We start from the raw sequence: 16514 nt of genomic DNA, 5'->3' as shown, positions 1-16514 counted from the left end.
TTGGCTGGTTTTAGCTTCAACCAGATGGCTGTCGATAATATTTGAACGAATGCACCAGCTTCTATTGCAGCGAGACATAATACATGCTGATGAAACTGGATTGCAAGTTTTGCATGAACCCGGAAGAGCTGCAAATTCAGAGTCATATATGTGGCTTTACCGAACAGGCAGGGATGGTCCTGCAATAGTACTATTTGAATATCAAACAACACGTGCCCGAAAGCACCCTCAAAAATTTTTGGAGGGTTTTAAAGGTTACCTTTGTACTGACGGTTACCAGTCTTATGAAGGGCTACAGGATATAATTAATGTAGCATGTCTTGCTCATTTTCGGAGAAAGTGGGACGAGGCTTTAAAGTCATTGCCAAAAGAGGTTAAAGATAAACCGTGTGTTGCAAAAGAAGGACTTCAATTTTGCAACAGACTTTATAGTATTGAGCATGAGCTTGAAGATGCGAGCCCAGACGAAAGATATGAAGGCAGACTCAAAAAAAGCAAGCCTATATTGGATGAGTTTTACAAATGGCTCAAGCAGCAAAGACCTCGAATTACACCTAAGAGTGCCACTGGTAAAGCTGTTAATTATTGTTTGAACCAATGGGATAAGCTTAATAATTACTTACTTGATGGTAGACTTTATTGCGATAATAACATTTCGGAACGGAGTATAAAAGGATTTGTTATATCACGTAAAAACTTCCTGTTTTGCAATACTCCAAGCGGAGCTACCTCAAGTGCAATGATTTACAGTATTATTGAAACTTCCAGAGCAAATAATCTTAAGCCTTTTGAATATCTGACTTATTTGCTGGAAACGCTTCCAAATGTAGATGTCAAAGATCAGAGTGTGCTGGATTCCTTAATGCCTTGGTCGGATGATTTGCCTGAATCCTGCAGACTTAATAATAAGATTTTACAACAGAAGGAGTAGTAATTGTAGACGGGTTGTATTTTACGCTTACATAGAAAGTATATTAGGCTTTCCTCTTGAATGGTATACCAGCCGTGAAAAAAGTGTAGCAAAAAGAATATTATATTCAGTTGAAGCAGATATTCATAACCCAGAATTGTATCAGAAACATTTTGAGTGGCTTGTCCAACATTTTGACAAGTTGAGTAATGTACTTGCTGCAGTAGAGTAAATTGGGGGTGTGATGTGTGGATTTAGAAAATGAAATTGTAATCCATAAGGTTTATGGAGAAGGTAGTGTCCTGAATGTTGATGGGGACAAATTAATAGTCGTATTTACTTCTGGTGAAAAGAAATTTATGTTCCCTGATGCATTCAATGGATTTCTAGTGGCTAAAAATCCGAATATTAATGAGCAAGTACTCGCTTGCATAAAGGAGGTTGAACGTGCGAAACAACAGGAACTCCAAGAAAAACAGAATAAAGTAGTTGCAGAACGGCAGTTTTATGATGAACAAAAAGAGTATAGAAAATCAAAAAAATCTGTTAAAACTATTCAACGTGCCAATATTGCCTTTAAATGCAATTTCTGTGATGGAGGGCAATCTGACAAGCAGATAGGTTTTAATGGGGTGTGCAGTGATGACCTGATTCAAAACAATATTTTAATTGAAAAGCGAACATGGTGTAATTCAGAGGATTGTCCATGCTTAAATTATATTAATGGTGATATTAAGAGGAAAGAACTAGATTCTATGTGCAAAGATGGCGGCTTTGTGTGCTATGAAAGCCAAATGCTTCGGGAGTGGAAGGCAATGGCTGGTATTGTACAACACGGAGAAAATAAGGGGAAACCCATGAAGCTAAATCAGGTTCAGACAAACAGCCTTTGTGTATTAACAACCAGAGATCCGCGTAGCAAAGAAGAGGATAGATATATATTTGCGGTTTTCTTGGTAGATGATACTTATGAAGGAGACGGCCGTGAAGAGGGTTATGTAAGTACGAAATCTGAATATAAAATCAAGCTTACTCCAAATGAGGCCCGTTTTTTATTGTTTTGGAATTACCATGCAAATGATAATCAACCGGAGGTTGCGGTATGGAGTTCAGGACTCCACCGATATTTTGATGATGAGCAAGCAGCTCAAATATTAAGAGATATAGTAAAAGTTAAAAAAGGTACTAAAGACGAAGAATTATCGGAAAGATTTTTGTGGCATTTTTGTAGAATTAATGGCGTTGATAATTCAAATGTTAAGGGACCGTCGGGGGCATTGAAAAAATGAGTTACATAACAACGAATTCAAAAATTCATTTTAAACCGCATAATCCTAATATGGATGATATAGACATTAACGATATTGCTCATGCATTAGCATATATGTGCAGGGCAAATGGTCATTTCAACAGTTTTTATTCTGTGGCACAGCATTCAATAAATTGTTCCTTAGAAGCAAGGGCAAAAGGCTATTCGAAAGACATACAGCTTGCTTGTCTGCTCCATGATGCAAGCGAAGCATACATGAGTGATATCACAAGACCAGTCAAGAAGCTGTTACCACAGTATCTAGATATTGAAGAAAGGCTTCGAAAAGCAATATACGAAAAATTTAATGTTACGGATGCAAGTTCTGAAATGATTGATGAAATTGATGACGCGTTGCTTTACTTTGAATTTATAAATTTGCTTGGAGAGAAAGTGTTTGATGATGAACCTGAGCTTTTAAGCCAACCGGATTTTACACAGAGAGATTTCATTAATGTGAAAAATGAGTTCCTTTATATATTTACTCAGCTTACTTCAAATACTAAAATATATAAATCGGTCGGGATTGATGGTTGCGATAAAGGTTGGATGGTAGCAATGCTCACTGGCAGCATACTATCGATTGAAAGATATAATAGTATTGCAGATGTGCTGTCTGCAAATAAAGCAGCTGACAAATTCATAATAGATATACCAATAGGCCTTGCAGATAGTAGAGAAGAGGCAGTGCATAGACCGGAAAATGCAGCACGAAAAATCCTCAAAGGGAAATCGTTCTCGATTTTTCCAGCTCCATTTAGGAGTGTTGCCAGGGCTAAAACGAAACTAGAGGCATGGGAAATAAGTAAAGCACTTGATGCAAGGGCAAGCCGAATGACTATGGGCATCCGTGAAGCAGTTAACGAAATAGATATCTTCTTACAGGAAAATGAAGGCTGGAAAAATGTTTTGTTAGAAAGCCATCCTGAGGTATGTTTTGCATTGCTAAATGGTGGCAATACAGTTATGGAGAAAAAGAAAAAGGAACAAGGAATTGAAAAGCGATTGGAGATTCTTGAAGAATATGGGATTGACAGAATATCTGTTTCAAGGCATCCTCTTTTTGCGAAATACAGTGATGATGTTGTGGATGCGGTCTGCTTGGCTCTTATAGGAAGATTAGCTAGCGAAGGGAAAAGTACAACAATACCGAGTAATGACGAGATTAAGGCTGATTCTACAGGACTAAAGATGCAAATGATAATTCCTAAATTATAATGATTTGTTATTAGATGTGCTACCTAAGTTGATTCCTTCGGGATATAGTTAATGAAGAAAAATTAAATTTAATATTACGACTTACGACTATATATAAAAACAAAAAAGTCTGAATCTAGAAGTATTTCTGCTTCCGCTCTTGTATTTTCCAAAAAGTAAGAATAAAATAAGAACAGAGTTTATTTAGAGTTTAAATCGAGGTGGATCGATGGAGATAAAAATGTTTTATAAAACTCAAAGAGAATTGGCAGATGTAATAAATAAACTAATTGATTCTTATTGGACTGGGGATATTAAAGAGGAGTTCTTAATAAACCAGATATCAGGATTATATAATAATAATCCCTCAAAATTTATGAAAAACAGTGATTTTACCACTATTATAAAGCAACAATGTGGGAAAAGACGATTAGAGGTAGTCGAAAGAATATTGAAAATTTCACAAAAGTAGAAGGAGGAGGACTGTGGATAATAAAACCTACAGTGCGAATTTAACGGGTGCGTGGTTTTTATTTTATGAAATAAAGCAAATTGCAAAGTTAATAGAGGCTGGTTTGCCTGTTGAGGATATAAAAAAGAAAGTGTTTGAAGAAAATCTATTTCAACACAAAACTAAATCAAGTATTATAAGGGCATATCCATCTGTGTTGAGAAGAGCAAAACTTTTAAGCACAGGGTTAAGAAAGCTTTTAATTGAAAGCTCTGTTGAAGATGGTAAACTGATAAACCTGTATGCTATTTCTGAGGATGACTTATTATTTAATGAGTTTCTTTTGGAAATATTAAAAGATAAGTATGAATCAAATCATCTGCTTTTGGAAAAAAGGGACGTCAATATGTATTTCACGCACAAAGCAGAGCAGAATGAAAAGGTTGCAGCATTTACTGATGCAACAGTGAATAAGTTAAGGCAAGTCTATCTAAGGATATTAACTGAAGTTGGGATTTTAGCAAATCCTAAGAGCGGAGAACTGAATCGGATATTTGTTGAAGCAGGTATAAGAGATGCAATTGTTAAAAATGGTGGTAGCAGCTTTGTAAAAATATTTGAATCAAAGTAGGTGAATAAATGGCTAGTATAAATGCTAGGCTGGATCAAATCATACCAAAAATCAAAGAGCAAAAGTTTATTGATGGCAGAGGTTTGGGGAATGAGATCAGTTTTTATATTTTCGACTATAACCCTGAAGATGAACTCTTAGTAAGGGATTATATAAAACACATAAAAAAGGAATTTGCTATTGAAGGTTCAACAAGAAGTATTGTTGAATTTGATTTATATAAAATGCTGTTAGAACTTGCAAAAGATATGGGGATTTTTGAGGAAATATTCAAAATGGAGCAGCAAGATGGAAAAGATGCGGTGTTGCAGGCATTGACAGAATTTGCTGAGCCTCAAATCTTTCTCGATAAAATGCAATCAGAAATAGGTGGACACAATCTGGTGTTTATAACTGGAATTGGAAAGGTGTTTCCTTTTGTGAGATCGCATAACATTCTCAACAGACTACAAGAGGTTATAGATAAGATTCCTGTAATTCTGTTTTTTCCGGGTGTATATGATGGTCAGTCACTTAGTTTGTTTCGAAAAATAAAAGACGATAATTACTATAGGGCATTTCCATTAATCGACAGAAAATAAGGGGGAGAAGCGATAATGTTTATCAAGCACATGTTTGCCAAAAGCATAGAACGGCCTATAAAAGGAGTTATCAAGGTTGCACAGACAGATGATGAAAATATACATCAGGAACTGGATGAGTATGTTGTCACCCGTGAGATTAATGAGAGACTTTCAAAATTCTACGATAATTATCAAAAAGGGATTGATGGTAAGACTGATAAAATGGGAGTTTGGATTTCTGGATTTTTTGGTTCAGGTAAATCCCACTTTCTAAAGATATTATCTTACTTATTGGATAACAAAGGCATTAAAGGGAAAAAGGCATTAGATTACTTTGATGGTAAGATTCAAGACCCCTTGCTGCTTGGTAACATGAAACGCATTGGAAATGTCGATACGGAAGTAATTCTTTTTAACATAGATTCAAAAAGTTCAATAGATGGAAAATCAAAAGAAGATGGCATCTTAAAGGTATTTACTAAAGTTTTTTATGAGCACAGGGGTTTTTATGGAGAAAATCCGGGCGTGGCGGAAATGGAAAAATACTTATCAAAGGAAGGTAAGTTTGACACCTTTAAAGCTTCATTTAAGAGAATAAAAGGTGATGAATGGGTAAATAGGAGAAGAACCTTCAGGTTTGATACGGATGCTGTTGTAGGTGCATTAACTGAGGCAACTGGAATGTCTCAGGAATCAGCAAGGGAATGGTTCAAAAATGGTGTCAATGATTATGTGATGAGCATTGAAAAGTTTGCTCAGGATGTTAAAGAATATATCGACAGTAAGGGACCGAAGTTCCATCTTGTTTTTCTTGTAGATGAAATTGGTCAGTATATTGGCGGAGAATCAAAACTGATGCTGAACTTGCAGACAATAACTGAGGATTTGGGTACATATTGTCAGGGAAGAGTCTGGATAATGGTTACATCACAGGAGAGCATAGATGATCTGTTCAAGGTAAAAGGCGATGATTTTTCCAAAATTACAGGAAGATTTGATACCAGACTTTCACTATCTTCTATTTCTGTTGATGAGGTAATAAAAAAGCGTATTTTAGAAAAGAACGAAACAGCAACAGATACTTTAAAAGTACTTTATCATGACAAAGCTGCAATACTAAAAAATCTTATAAGCTTTAAAGATGCTGCAACAGATCTTTTGGGCTTTGAATGTGAACGGGATTTTATTGACGTATATCCATTTATTCCATATCAGTTTAAATTGCTCCAGAATGTATTTGAACAGATCAGAAAGCATGGTAGTTCAGGAAAGCATTTATCAGAAGGAGAAAGGTCAATGCTTTCAGCTTTCAAAGAGTCGGCACTTAAATATAAGGAAGCTAAGGATGGTGCCTTAATTCCTTTTTATGCTTTTTATGAGACTATAAAAGAGTTCTTGAACCCTGCAGTTGTTAGGGTTATAGAAGGAGCATATAAAAATCCGGCACTAAAAGACGATGACTTTAACATGGAGCTACTAAAGGTGCTCTTTATGGTTAAACATATAAAAGAGTTGCCTAAGAATGTGGACAATATTGCAACACTGATGATTACACATATTGATGAAGACAAGCTTGCTTTAAGAGAAAAGATTAAAATTTCATTAGGAAAACTAACCCGCGAGACTCTTATTCAGAAAAATGCGGAGGAATATATCTTCCTGACTGACGATGAGCAGGATATAAACCGTGAAATTAAAATAATCAATATTGATGATGACATTATAAAAAAAGAACTTCGTACGTATGTGTTTGAAGAGTTTTATGAGGATAAGAAATTCAGATACTCCAAGCAATATAATTTTTCTTTCAATAAAAAGATGGATGAAAAGGAACACGGTAATCAGACAGCTCATATTGGAATTCATATACTTTCACCAAAGTCAGACCTTTATGATCAAGCTGATACAAACCTTATTATGAGAACCTCAGGTAGTGGAGAAATGATTGTCAAACTTGGTGGGAATGGTGTTTATCTTGAAGAGTTAGAAGAAGCACTAAAAATTAGTGAATACACAAGCAGAAAAAATATAAGCCAGCTACCGGAGAATATTCAAAATATAATTAACAACAAAAAGGCGGAAGAACGGGTACATAGGATAAGAGCAAAAGAATACCTTGAAACTGCGTTGAAGGATGCAACCTTCTTTATAAATGGGCAAAAGGAAGAGATTAAAGGAAGTTCGGTAAAGGAAAAGATCAATGCTGGGCTGAAAATACTTGTAGAAACTGTATATACCAAGCTGTCTTATGTGAAAGTGTTTTGCGAAGACACTCGGGAGCTGCTGAATCTAATCAATGGTGACTTCGAACAGACGAATATTGATGGATTTGAAAAAGTGGATAACAGCTTGGCAACGGGAGAAATTTTTGAATTTATTAAAATTCAGGATGATATCAATAAGCAGGTCAGAGTTAAAATACTTATTGATAGATTTTCTGATAAACCTTATGGCTGGAGAGAATTTGATATTTCGGCACTGATTGCTACTTTATTAAAGGAACAAAGAATCCGTTTGAAATTGAATAGTGAGTACCTGGAAATTGGTGATTCCAATTTAATTAACGGGTTGACAAAAGCTTCCGATATTGACCGTGTTATCGTTACAAAACGTGTTAAGGTAGATGAAGCTTTGATCCGTAGTGCAAAAAACGTTTGCAAGGAACTTTGGAACAGCACTAATATCGCTGATGATGAGGATGGATTGGCTAAAGACATAAAAGCATTGATTAAGTCACAGATGGAAGAAATAAATGCTTTGAAAAATAGGTATGAAGGTAGAAAGTATCCCGGCGAGAGTCTTTTAGACAAGGGCCTTGAATATTTCGAAGCTTTCAGACATCTGGGGGATAATGCAAGCTTGTTCTTCAAGCTTCAGGAGATGGAAGAAGACTTATTGACCTGGGAAGAAGACTTCTCTTACGTCAAGAATTTCTTCGACAACCAAAAGACAATATTTGATAAGGGTTTGGAAGCTGCAAAGAAGTTTGAGGATAACAAACTATATTTAAGTGAGGGCGATGTTAATGAAAATGCAACCAAGCTTAATGATATTCTCAATCACTATTTGCCTTATGGGAGAATAAAGGAAATCCCAGAATATGTGAAGGTAATAAATGAAGGAATTAGCAGGGTTGTAGAACAAAAGAAGGCTGAGGCTACAGATAAGATAAATGCTGATTTTGAAAACATGAAGCTAAAAATAAATCAATATGGCGTTAAGGAAGATACGAAAGAAAGGATTAATAAGTTTTATAATGACTTGCTATCAGGGCTTTCAGGATATAATGATATATATAAGGTAGATGCAACTATTACTCACAGCTCTAATTTTAGAACTAGAAATGAAACTATAATTGAGGACGAAATAAAGCAGTTTAATGATGAACTCCAAAAGGGAGATAATACTGTTACAAAGGAAAAACCTGAAGAAGCAGATTCCGTAGTAGAAGAGATTAAACTCAACAGATATATTTCTATAAGAACTATCAAGACAGAGGCTGAAGTAGATGTGTTTGTAAAAGAACTTTCAGAGAAGCTGAAAGCAGTAATTAGGAATAATAAGCAGATCAAGTTTAGTGAGTAGTGTATAGTACAATGTAAGGCATCGAAATATTTAAAAGCTCTCAGCACTGCTGATAGAATTGAACACACAGAATTAGAGGGGGAATTACTTTGAATAAAACCGCACTCAAGAAATTTGCCATTGAAGCAAGAAATGACTTAAGGGACAAGGTGAAAACAAAGGCTTTTCAGTACGGAATTACTGAAGAAAGCATTAATAATAAAAATACAGTACCCTCCAATGATTTTTTTAAAGACGGAAAGAATGCCTTAACAAGAGAGGAAAAAGACCAAAGGGATAAAGTAAAATCCTTGATGGAAACAAAAGGTTTTAATCAGGTTATAGAAGAAGTCGCCTATACTTGGTTCAACAGATTTACAGCCCTTAGATTTATGGAAATTCACAATTATCTTCCAAGTAAGGTGAGAGTTCTTTCATCAATTAATGAAGGCAGCGTTGAACCAGATATTATTCGGGAGGCATTGAACGTTGATTTGAATGTGGACAAGGAAATAGTATATAACCTGAAAATGAGTACTGAAAATGATGCAACAGATAAATTATACAAGTACCTTATTTTAGCTCAGTGCGATGTTCTTTCAGTAACACTGCCATTTTTGTTTGGAAAGACAGATGATTACACCAAGCTTTTGTTTCCTGATGGATTGTTGGCAGAAGGGTCTTTCTTAAGGAAAATGACTGACACAGAAGCTCTCCCAGAGTCTGATTGGAATCAGGTTGAGATTATTGGTTGGCTTTACCAGTATTACATTGCCGAGAAGAAGGACGAAGTTTTTAAGAACCTCAAAAAAAATGTTAAAATAAGCAAAGAGAATATTCCAGCAGCGACACAGCTTTTTACACCTCATTGGATTGTAAGGTACATGGTTGAAAATTCTCTGGGACGTATTTGGGTTGAAAGTTATCCTGAAACGACTTTAAAAGGTGAATGGAAGTATTATTTAGAAGAAGCTGAACAAGAGGAAGAAGTAAAAAAACAGCTTGAAGAAATAAGATACAAAAATGTAAACCCAGAAGAAATCACATTTCTTGATCCGTGCTGTGGTAGTGGGCATATACTTGTGTATGCTTTCGAGGTCTTTTATGCAATGTATCTAGAAAAAGGATATGTAGAAAGTGAAATACCAAAACTGATATTGGAAAAGAACTTGTACGGATTAGATATAGACGATAGGGCTGCACAGCTAGCATCATTTGCAGTGATGATGAAGGCGAGGGAGAAGTCAAGAAGGGTTTTTAGACAGGAAATAAAGCTGAATATTTGTGCCATTCAGGAAAGTAATTGGTTAACAGATAATGGTAAATGGTTAGTGATGAGTGGAAGGCGTGATACCAATAGTATTGATGCAATAGTAGAATTGTTGATAGATAAAAATGCAATTGAACTTGAGAAGCAACAGCAAAGGGCTACCATAGAATATTTAGCTGAAATATTTATGGATGCCAAGGAATTTGGATCGATTCTAGATGTAAAGCCAGTGGAATTGCACTTTTTAGAGAAACGGCTGAATCAATTGGAGACTGAACCAGGAGATTTATTTGAAATGTTGGCTAAACAAGAGATATTGGAGAAACTTCCGGGGATAATATGTCAGGCTAAGATTATGGGGAAAAAGTATGATGTGGTTTGTACTAATCCACCTTATATGTCTATTAGTGGTATGGGAGTTAGATTAAATAATTTTGTTAAAAAGAATTATCCAGATAGCAAGAGTGATTTGTTTGCAGTATTTATTGAGAAGTCTGTACGGTTGCTAAAGGCAAATGGCTTTCAAACGATGATTACACAACACTCTTGGATGTTTTTGTCAAGCTTTGAAAAGCTTCGTGAAAGGGTTTTTAGATATGAAATTTTAAATATGGCTCATTTGGGATCTAAAGCTTTTGAAGAAATTGGTGGGGAAGTAGTCCAAACAACTGCTTGGGTATTGAGGAATTGTAATATAGAAAAATATGAATCAAGTTACTTTAGACTTGTGGATTTTACAAGTCAAGGAGAAAAAGAGCAGGCATTTCTTACTGGGAGAAACAAATATTTAAGTAAAAAAAATCTTGCATTTAAAATTCCTGGAATGCCAATAGCTTATTGGGCTTCACTGAATTTTATAAGAAGTTTTGAAAAAGAAAAGTTGTCTGATAAATATAAAATATACTTGGGAATGAGAACTGGGAATAATGAAAAATTTCTAAGATATTGGCATGAAATTAATGATTACTTATTTGGAAAAAATTTTAAAAGTGCATTAGACGCAAGGACAAGTGGATTAAAGTGGTTCCCATATAGTAAAGGTGGGAGTTTTAGGAAGTGGTATGGCAACTATGAATATGTTGTTAATTGGAAAGAGAATGGAAAAGAGATCAAAGAAGAGACAAAAATTAAGTATCCATATTTAGGTGACAATCTTGGATGGAAAATAAGTGGTGAAGCATATTATTTTTTAGAAGCTATTACTTGGTCACGTATAGGAACGAATAATTTTGGAACAAGGTATTTACCTCATGGATTCTTATTTGATACTGCAAGTCCTTGCATATTTACCTCAAATAATGACAGGTTATATATATTAGCATTTTTTTGTACTAAGATATTTACCAAATATTTGGAGTTTTTAAACCCGACCATGGCTTTTCAGATTGGTGATATTGGGAATATTCCAATATCTTTCCCTGATAGTAGTGAGCAAAAAATTAGAATTGATGAATTGGTAAAAAACAGTATTTCCATTTCCCGAACTGATTGGGACTCCTTTGAATTATCATGGGACTTCAGTCAGCATCCTTTACTAATACAAAAAGGTGAGAATAAAACAATAGAATCAGCATTTGCGACTTGGTCAGAATTTGCTGAAAAGCAATTCAACCAGCTAAAAGCAAACGAGGACGAGCTAAATCGTATTTTCATAGAAATCTACGGTTTACAGGACGAACTTAGCCCTGAAGTTGACGAAAAGGATGTTACTGTAAGAAAAGTCGATCAAGTTAGAGATATAAAATCATTCATATCCTACTCAGTAGGCTGTATGTTTGGACGATATTCAATCGATGAGGAAGGACTAATCTTTGCAGGTGGTGAATTTGACACATCACGATATAAAACCTTCCCGGCAGATCAGGACAACGTACTTCCAGTAGTTTCAGACACATATTTTGAAGATGATATAGTATCAAGGTTTATTGAATTTGTGGAAGTAACCTTCAGCAAAGAAACTCTGGATGAGAATCTTAAGTTTATCGCTGAAACCCTTAGCAAAAAAGCTGGAGAAACAGACAAGGAAACTATAAGGAGATACTTCCTGAATGACTTCTACAAGGATCATGTTCAAACCTACAAAAAAAGGCCGATATACTGGATGATAACTTCCGGCAAGAGTAAAGCATTTAATGCCTTGATTTATATGCACCGATATGACAAGACAACTCTTTCAAGGGTAAGGACGGATTATCTCCATGTGCTGCAAACTAGGCTGAATGCACAAAGGGAGAAGTTACTGTCAATAATTAATGGTAATGAATCAGAAAAGGAAAAAAGCAAAGCAAAAAAAGAGCTTAAGACCATTGAAAAGCAAATTGAGGAGCTAAAGGACTTTGATGAAGTGCTCCATCATATGGCTGATAAACAGATTGAAATTGACTTGGATGATGGTGTGGCAGTAAATTACATGAAATTTAAAGATCTGTTGTTAGACATTAAGTTGAAGGATTCAGAGGAAGAATAAAAAGGGAGGTGCTGAGTATGTCATTAAAAAAATTAAAGCTATCAAATTTTACTGTATTCTCAAAGCTTGATATGGAGTTTTCGAAAGGTATAAACATATTTGTAGGAGAAAATGGGACAGGAAAAACTCATATTATGAAAACCTTATATGCTGCTTGTCAGGCTTCAAGGAAAACTGTTTCTTTTTCGCAAAAGCTAGTCAAAGTTTTTAGACCTGATGATTTAAACATTAACAGATTGGTTTCAAGAGGAAAAGGCGGGGATACAACACAAATTGAGGTTGTTTCAAATAAGAGTACAATGTCGACTAAATTTACAACAAGAACTAAAAAGTGGGAATCGGAAACTACTGGAGAAGAAAAATGGGAAAATGTTAATGCAGATCTTATAAGTACATTTATTCCTGCAAAGGAGATTCTAGCGAATGCATATCAGTTTGAGTCAGCGTATCATAAAGATGTTATTGATTTTGATGAGACGTATTTAGACATTATAGCTAGTGCAAAAATTGATATAAACCGTGGTCCTAATACTGTTGGTAAAAAGAAGTATTTGGATAGATTAAAGGATATTACTCTTGGTACAGTTACAATTAGTGATGAAAAGTTTTATCTGAAACCGGGAACACAGGCAAAAATAGAGTTTCATTTGGTTGCAGAAGGTTTGCGGAAGCTTGCCCTTTTGTGGCAGCTAATAAAAAATGGTACGCTTGAAAAGGGTACGATTTTATTCTGGGATGAACCAGAAGCAAATTTAAACCCCAAAGCAATACCTGCTCTGGTTGAAATACTCCTTGAGCTTCAAAGGGAAGGTGTACAAATATTTATTTCCACTCATGATTATGTGCTTTCAAAGTATTTTGAGATAAGGTCTACTGAGGCTGATGATATTAGATATTTTTCGCTTTATAAGAATGAGGATGGCTCCGTGTCCTTTGATCAGTGCAGTAATTTCAGGGAACTCAGGAAGAATCCTATAATATCTGCATATGACAAACTGTTAGATGAGGTTCTTGATAAGAATATGGGGGATTAACATGCCGGATAAAATATTTATAGAAGAAAACAAGTTTTTTAAAATTGACTGCAATAAGGCTATGGAAATTGTTGAGTTGCATGACTCATATAATAAGTTTAGTCTTTTGAGTGATGTAGATTTAATTATACTTACTGATAGTAATGTTATATTTATGGAATATAAAAATTCCACTATTCCGAATGCTAATAATCCAAGAGCATTTGAGGAAAAGATTTTTAAAGATGAAGAACATATTAAATATGCAAAAAAATACTACGAGAGTTTAGTTTATGTTAGTAATAAGATTGGAAATTCAAATAAATCAAGAGAATACTATTTTGTTGTAGAGTGTGCAAAAGCAGACACTGTTGTTAGAAAAATGCTTGCTGGGAAAATTAAGAGAAAATTGCCTTTTAGTCTTCAAGAAAACCTCAAAGATCTTTCTCAAAATCTGATTGATCATTTTGAAGTTTTGAATATGGAAGAGTGGAACAATAAATTTCCTGATTACAAATTTGAAGTCTGTGCAACTGAATCGTAAAAGTAGAAAAAGGTCTTGAGGTGAAAGCGTGAATATTGAAGAAATTGTTAAGTCTCTCCAAAATGTATTTAAGGAACCGTTGAAAGATGGACAAGTTCGTAAAATAGTATTTTGGCTGGACAGAGATAAAAAATTTATAAATACAATAGATGAAATAGAACTCGAAGGTGTAAAAAAACATAAGCTTGAAAACAACAACTATTTTTATATAAAGTATCTTCTTGAAGAGGAAGATACTTATTCTGATTTTTTGATTTATACCAATGAAGACCTCAAGGAGGATATCGACAACTGGCTTATTGATTGCTTGTTGTATTCAAAGAGATTTTTTGCTGATAATATTTCATTAATTATGAGGGATATGGGTATTGATCCTTCTCTTAGGGCTGTTGTAAAAGAAAATGAGAAATTTTTTGATAATAAAGAAAGATATAAGAAGTTTAAATCCTTTGCTATTGAGAATTATAATGAGGAAGTTATTGAAATAGCCATCATTAGTGCTTTATGCGGTTTGAAATCACCTGATTTTGAGGAAAGCCTCAGAGTTATTTTAATAGAAGGCTTAAACGATGAAGAAAACAAATACCTTGATCGAATAGATAGCTTTTTTAGCCTTAACAGATTTTGGGGCTATGTAGAGAAAAATTATGGGTATAAACTTGAAGAAAAAACACTTGAAAAGTTAATGATGCACCTTATGATTACAGCACTCAGCCATACCTTGGACGAGAATGATCTGGAAAATGTTAAGGTTTATATTGGAAAGGCTTCCAGATCCAATTGCCTGATTTTTATAGATAGGTGGATGAACCATGTTAAGGATTCTGCTGCCTTTGATGAATATGCCTTGATGATTGAAAAGGAAATTGGAATTGAATTCATCTGTAGTAAGGTAGAGATAACAGATATATTGGAAACTAATGTGTTCCCTTATGTAGATAGAGCAATAATTGTATACATAACCAACGCAATTGAACATAAATTAGAGGATTATGAGCTTTATATAAAGCTGATAGATGCAAGAAAAAGCAAGCATTTTTATAGCAAGTATGAAGCGATTTATGAAGCGTTATATTTTACTGTCAAGATGTTTGAATTCAAGAAGTTATATAATATGGGTATTCCTATGACAGGAGCGGAAGAAATCTATAAAGCTTACTGCAATGAATACTACAAAATGGATTTGTATTATCGCAAGTTTTATGTTGCCTATGATTCAGACAATGACAGTGAAATAATCAAGAAATTAAAAGATCTTGTTGAAAATATTTACACTAACTGGTTTGTCAGTGAGCTTAGCTATGCATGGTCAAAGTCTATAGATGATATGGACTTTGAGGAGGTTCAAATACAATCAGTAAAAAGACAGAGAAGCTTTTATGATCAGGTTATCAGGCATAAAGTAAATTCTGGGGATAGAGTATTTGTAATTGTATCCGACGCCCTAAGATATGAAGTGGCTACTGAAATTCTTGACAGGCTGAATACCGAAACGATGGGAAGTGCGGAAATCACTTCAATGACTGGAGTATTACCTTCTATTTCTAAGTTTGGTATGCCAGCATTACTGCCAAGCACCAGTATAGAACTTAAAGATAGCGGCCTTGTATATGTCGATGGCATTAATTCGAGCTCTTTGGAAGGAAGAAATAAAATATTAAACGAATATGTAAGTGATAGTGTTGCACTTGATGCTAAAGAGCTTTTTGCGATGAATAAGCCAAAAAGGCGTGATTTCTTCAAAGGGAAAAAACTTATATATATATACCACAACAGCATTGATGCATTTGGGGATAAGTATCCTACAGAGATTTATGCCTTTAAGGGTACGGAAGAAGCTATTAATGATATTTGTGATTTAATCAGAATTATCAGGGATGACTTAAGTGGAACCAATATATATGTTACAGCTGATCATGGCTTCATATATCAGAGAGATGCATTAGAGGAAAGTGATAAAATTGAAAAGGAAAAGCTTGATTTTATTGAAAGTGGAAGGAGATATGCACTTTCCACGAAAAAGCGAAGTATAGATGGACTGCTTGGCTTTTCGATGAAGCCTTTGCTTGGAAATGATTCAAATATATCTGTATATATACCGAAGGCAAATATAAGATTTAAAATCCAAGGGCCAGGATTAAACTTTGTACATGGAGGAGCAAGCCTTCAGGAAATTGTATTACCGCTTATAAGCTATAAAAATATACGGCGAGGACAAGTTGGCAGTAAAGATATTGAAAAGGTAGAAGTAAAGCTTACCAATGCAATAAGGAAAATAACAAATAGCATCTTTACACTCAATTTCTTTCAGTCTGAAAAGGTGGAAGGAAAGAGGGTTGAAGCAAGTTATAAAGTTTATATGGTGGATGAAGCCGACCAAATGATTAGTAATGAAGAAATAATTATTGCAAATAAAAAGACTGACACTCCTGAAAGCCGTAATATAAGTGTCAAATTTGTATTGAAATCTATGGATTATGATAAAAATAAAGATTACTATTTGATAATAAATGATGTAGACACTGGAATAACAAAAGAAAAAATACCTTTTAAAATAAGTCTTGGAATCGTAAGCGATTTTGATTTCTAGGGGGT

The 16514-nt window shown here is 34.6% G+C and carries 12 protein-coding genes; all 12 read left to right on the top strand.

Going from position 1 to position 16514, the window contains the following annotated elements:
* On the top strand, window positions 1–931 hold a 931-nt coding region (tnpC, locus tag ACECE_RS27500), incomplete at its 5' end, for an IS66 family transposase (RefSeq protein WP_010247756.1).
* Window positions 876–1142 carry a DUF4268 domain-containing protein gene (locus ACECE_RS32335; RefSeq protein ID WP_117385820.1) on the top strand — a complete coding sequence of 89 codons (267 nt, stop codon included), beginning with the start codon at window positions 876–878 and terminating at the stop codon, window positions 1140–1142. The genes tnpC and ACECE_RS32335, both read left to right, overlap by 56 nt.
* A gap of 16 nt (window positions 1143–1158) precedes the next feature.
* Complete coding sequence (locus ACECE_RS31485; protein ID WP_010247753.1) at window positions 1159–2199, top strand: hypothetical protein; 1041 nt, start codon at window positions 1159–1161, stop codon at window positions 2197–2199.
* A complete protein-coding gene (locus tag ACECE_RS32170; RefSeq protein WP_010247751.1) occupies window positions 2196–3437 on the top strand; it encodes a DUF429 domain-containing protein in 1242 nt (413 codons plus the stop codon). Before ACECE_RS31485 ends, ACECE_RS32170 begins: the two co-directional genes overlap by 4 nt.
* Before the next feature lie 208 nt (window positions 3438–3645).
* Window positions 3646–3888: a TIGR04540 family protein gene (locus ACECE_RS0212940; RefSeq protein WP_010247748.1), complete on the top strand. Its 243-nt coding sequence runs from the start codon at window positions 3646–3648 to the stop codon at window positions 3886–3888.
* A 13-nt stretch (window positions 3889–3901) separates the two neighbouring features.
* A complete protein-coding gene (locus ACECE_RS0212935; RefSeq protein ID WP_010247745.1) occupies window positions 3902–4498 on the top strand; it encodes a DUF1819 family protein in 597 nt (198 codons plus the stop codon).
* A gap of 8 nt (window positions 4499–4506) precedes the next feature.
* A complete protein-coding gene (locus ACECE_RS0212930; RefSeq protein ID WP_010247742.1) occupies window positions 4507–5079 on the top strand; it encodes a DUF1788 domain-containing protein in 573 nt (190 codons plus the stop codon).
* A 15-nt stretch (window positions 5080–5094) separates the two neighbouring features.
* On the top strand, window positions 5095–8646 hold the full coding sequence (gene brxC, locus ACECE_RS0212925) for a BREX system P-loop protein BrxC (protein ID WP_010247739.1): 3552 nt from the start codon (window positions 5095–5097) through the stop codon (window positions 8644–8646).
* Between the two features lie 89 nt (window positions 8647–8735).
* Window positions 8736–12362, top strand: coding sequence for a BREX-1 system adenine-specific DNA-methyltransferase PglX (pglX, locus tag ACECE_RS0212920; RefSeq protein ID WP_010247736.1), 3627 nt, complete (start codon window positions 8736–8738; stop codon window positions 12360–12362).
* Between the two features lie 17 nt (window positions 12363–12379).
* Window positions 12380–13396: an AAA family ATPase gene (locus tag ACECE_RS0212915; protein WP_010247733.1), complete on the top strand. Its 1017-nt coding sequence runs from the start codon at window positions 12380–12382 to the stop codon at window positions 13394–13396.
* Window position 13397: 1 nt separating this feature from the next.
* Entirely contained in the window at window positions 13398–13919 is a 522-nt protein-coding gene (locus ACECE_RS0212910) for a hypothetical protein (protein ID WP_010247731.1), read from the top strand.
* Between the two features lie 28 nt (window positions 13920–13947).
* Window positions 13948–16509 carry a BREX-1 system phosphatase PglZ type A gene (pglZ, locus tag ACECE_RS0212905; protein ID WP_010247729.1) on the top strand — a complete coding sequence of 854 codons (2562 nt, stop codon included), beginning with the start codon at window positions 13948–13950 and terminating at the stop codon, window positions 16507–16509.
* Window positions 16510–16514 lie beyond the last annotated feature (5 nt).

Source organism: Acetivibrio cellulolyticus CD2 (assembly GCF_000179595.2).
GTDB lineage: Bacteria > Bacillota > Clostridia > Acetivibrionales > Acetivibrionaceae > Acetivibrio > Acetivibrio cellulolyticus.
The sequence above is the reverse complement of the archived record's forward strand: the minus strand, read 5'-3'. Positions and strand labels throughout refer to the sequence as shown.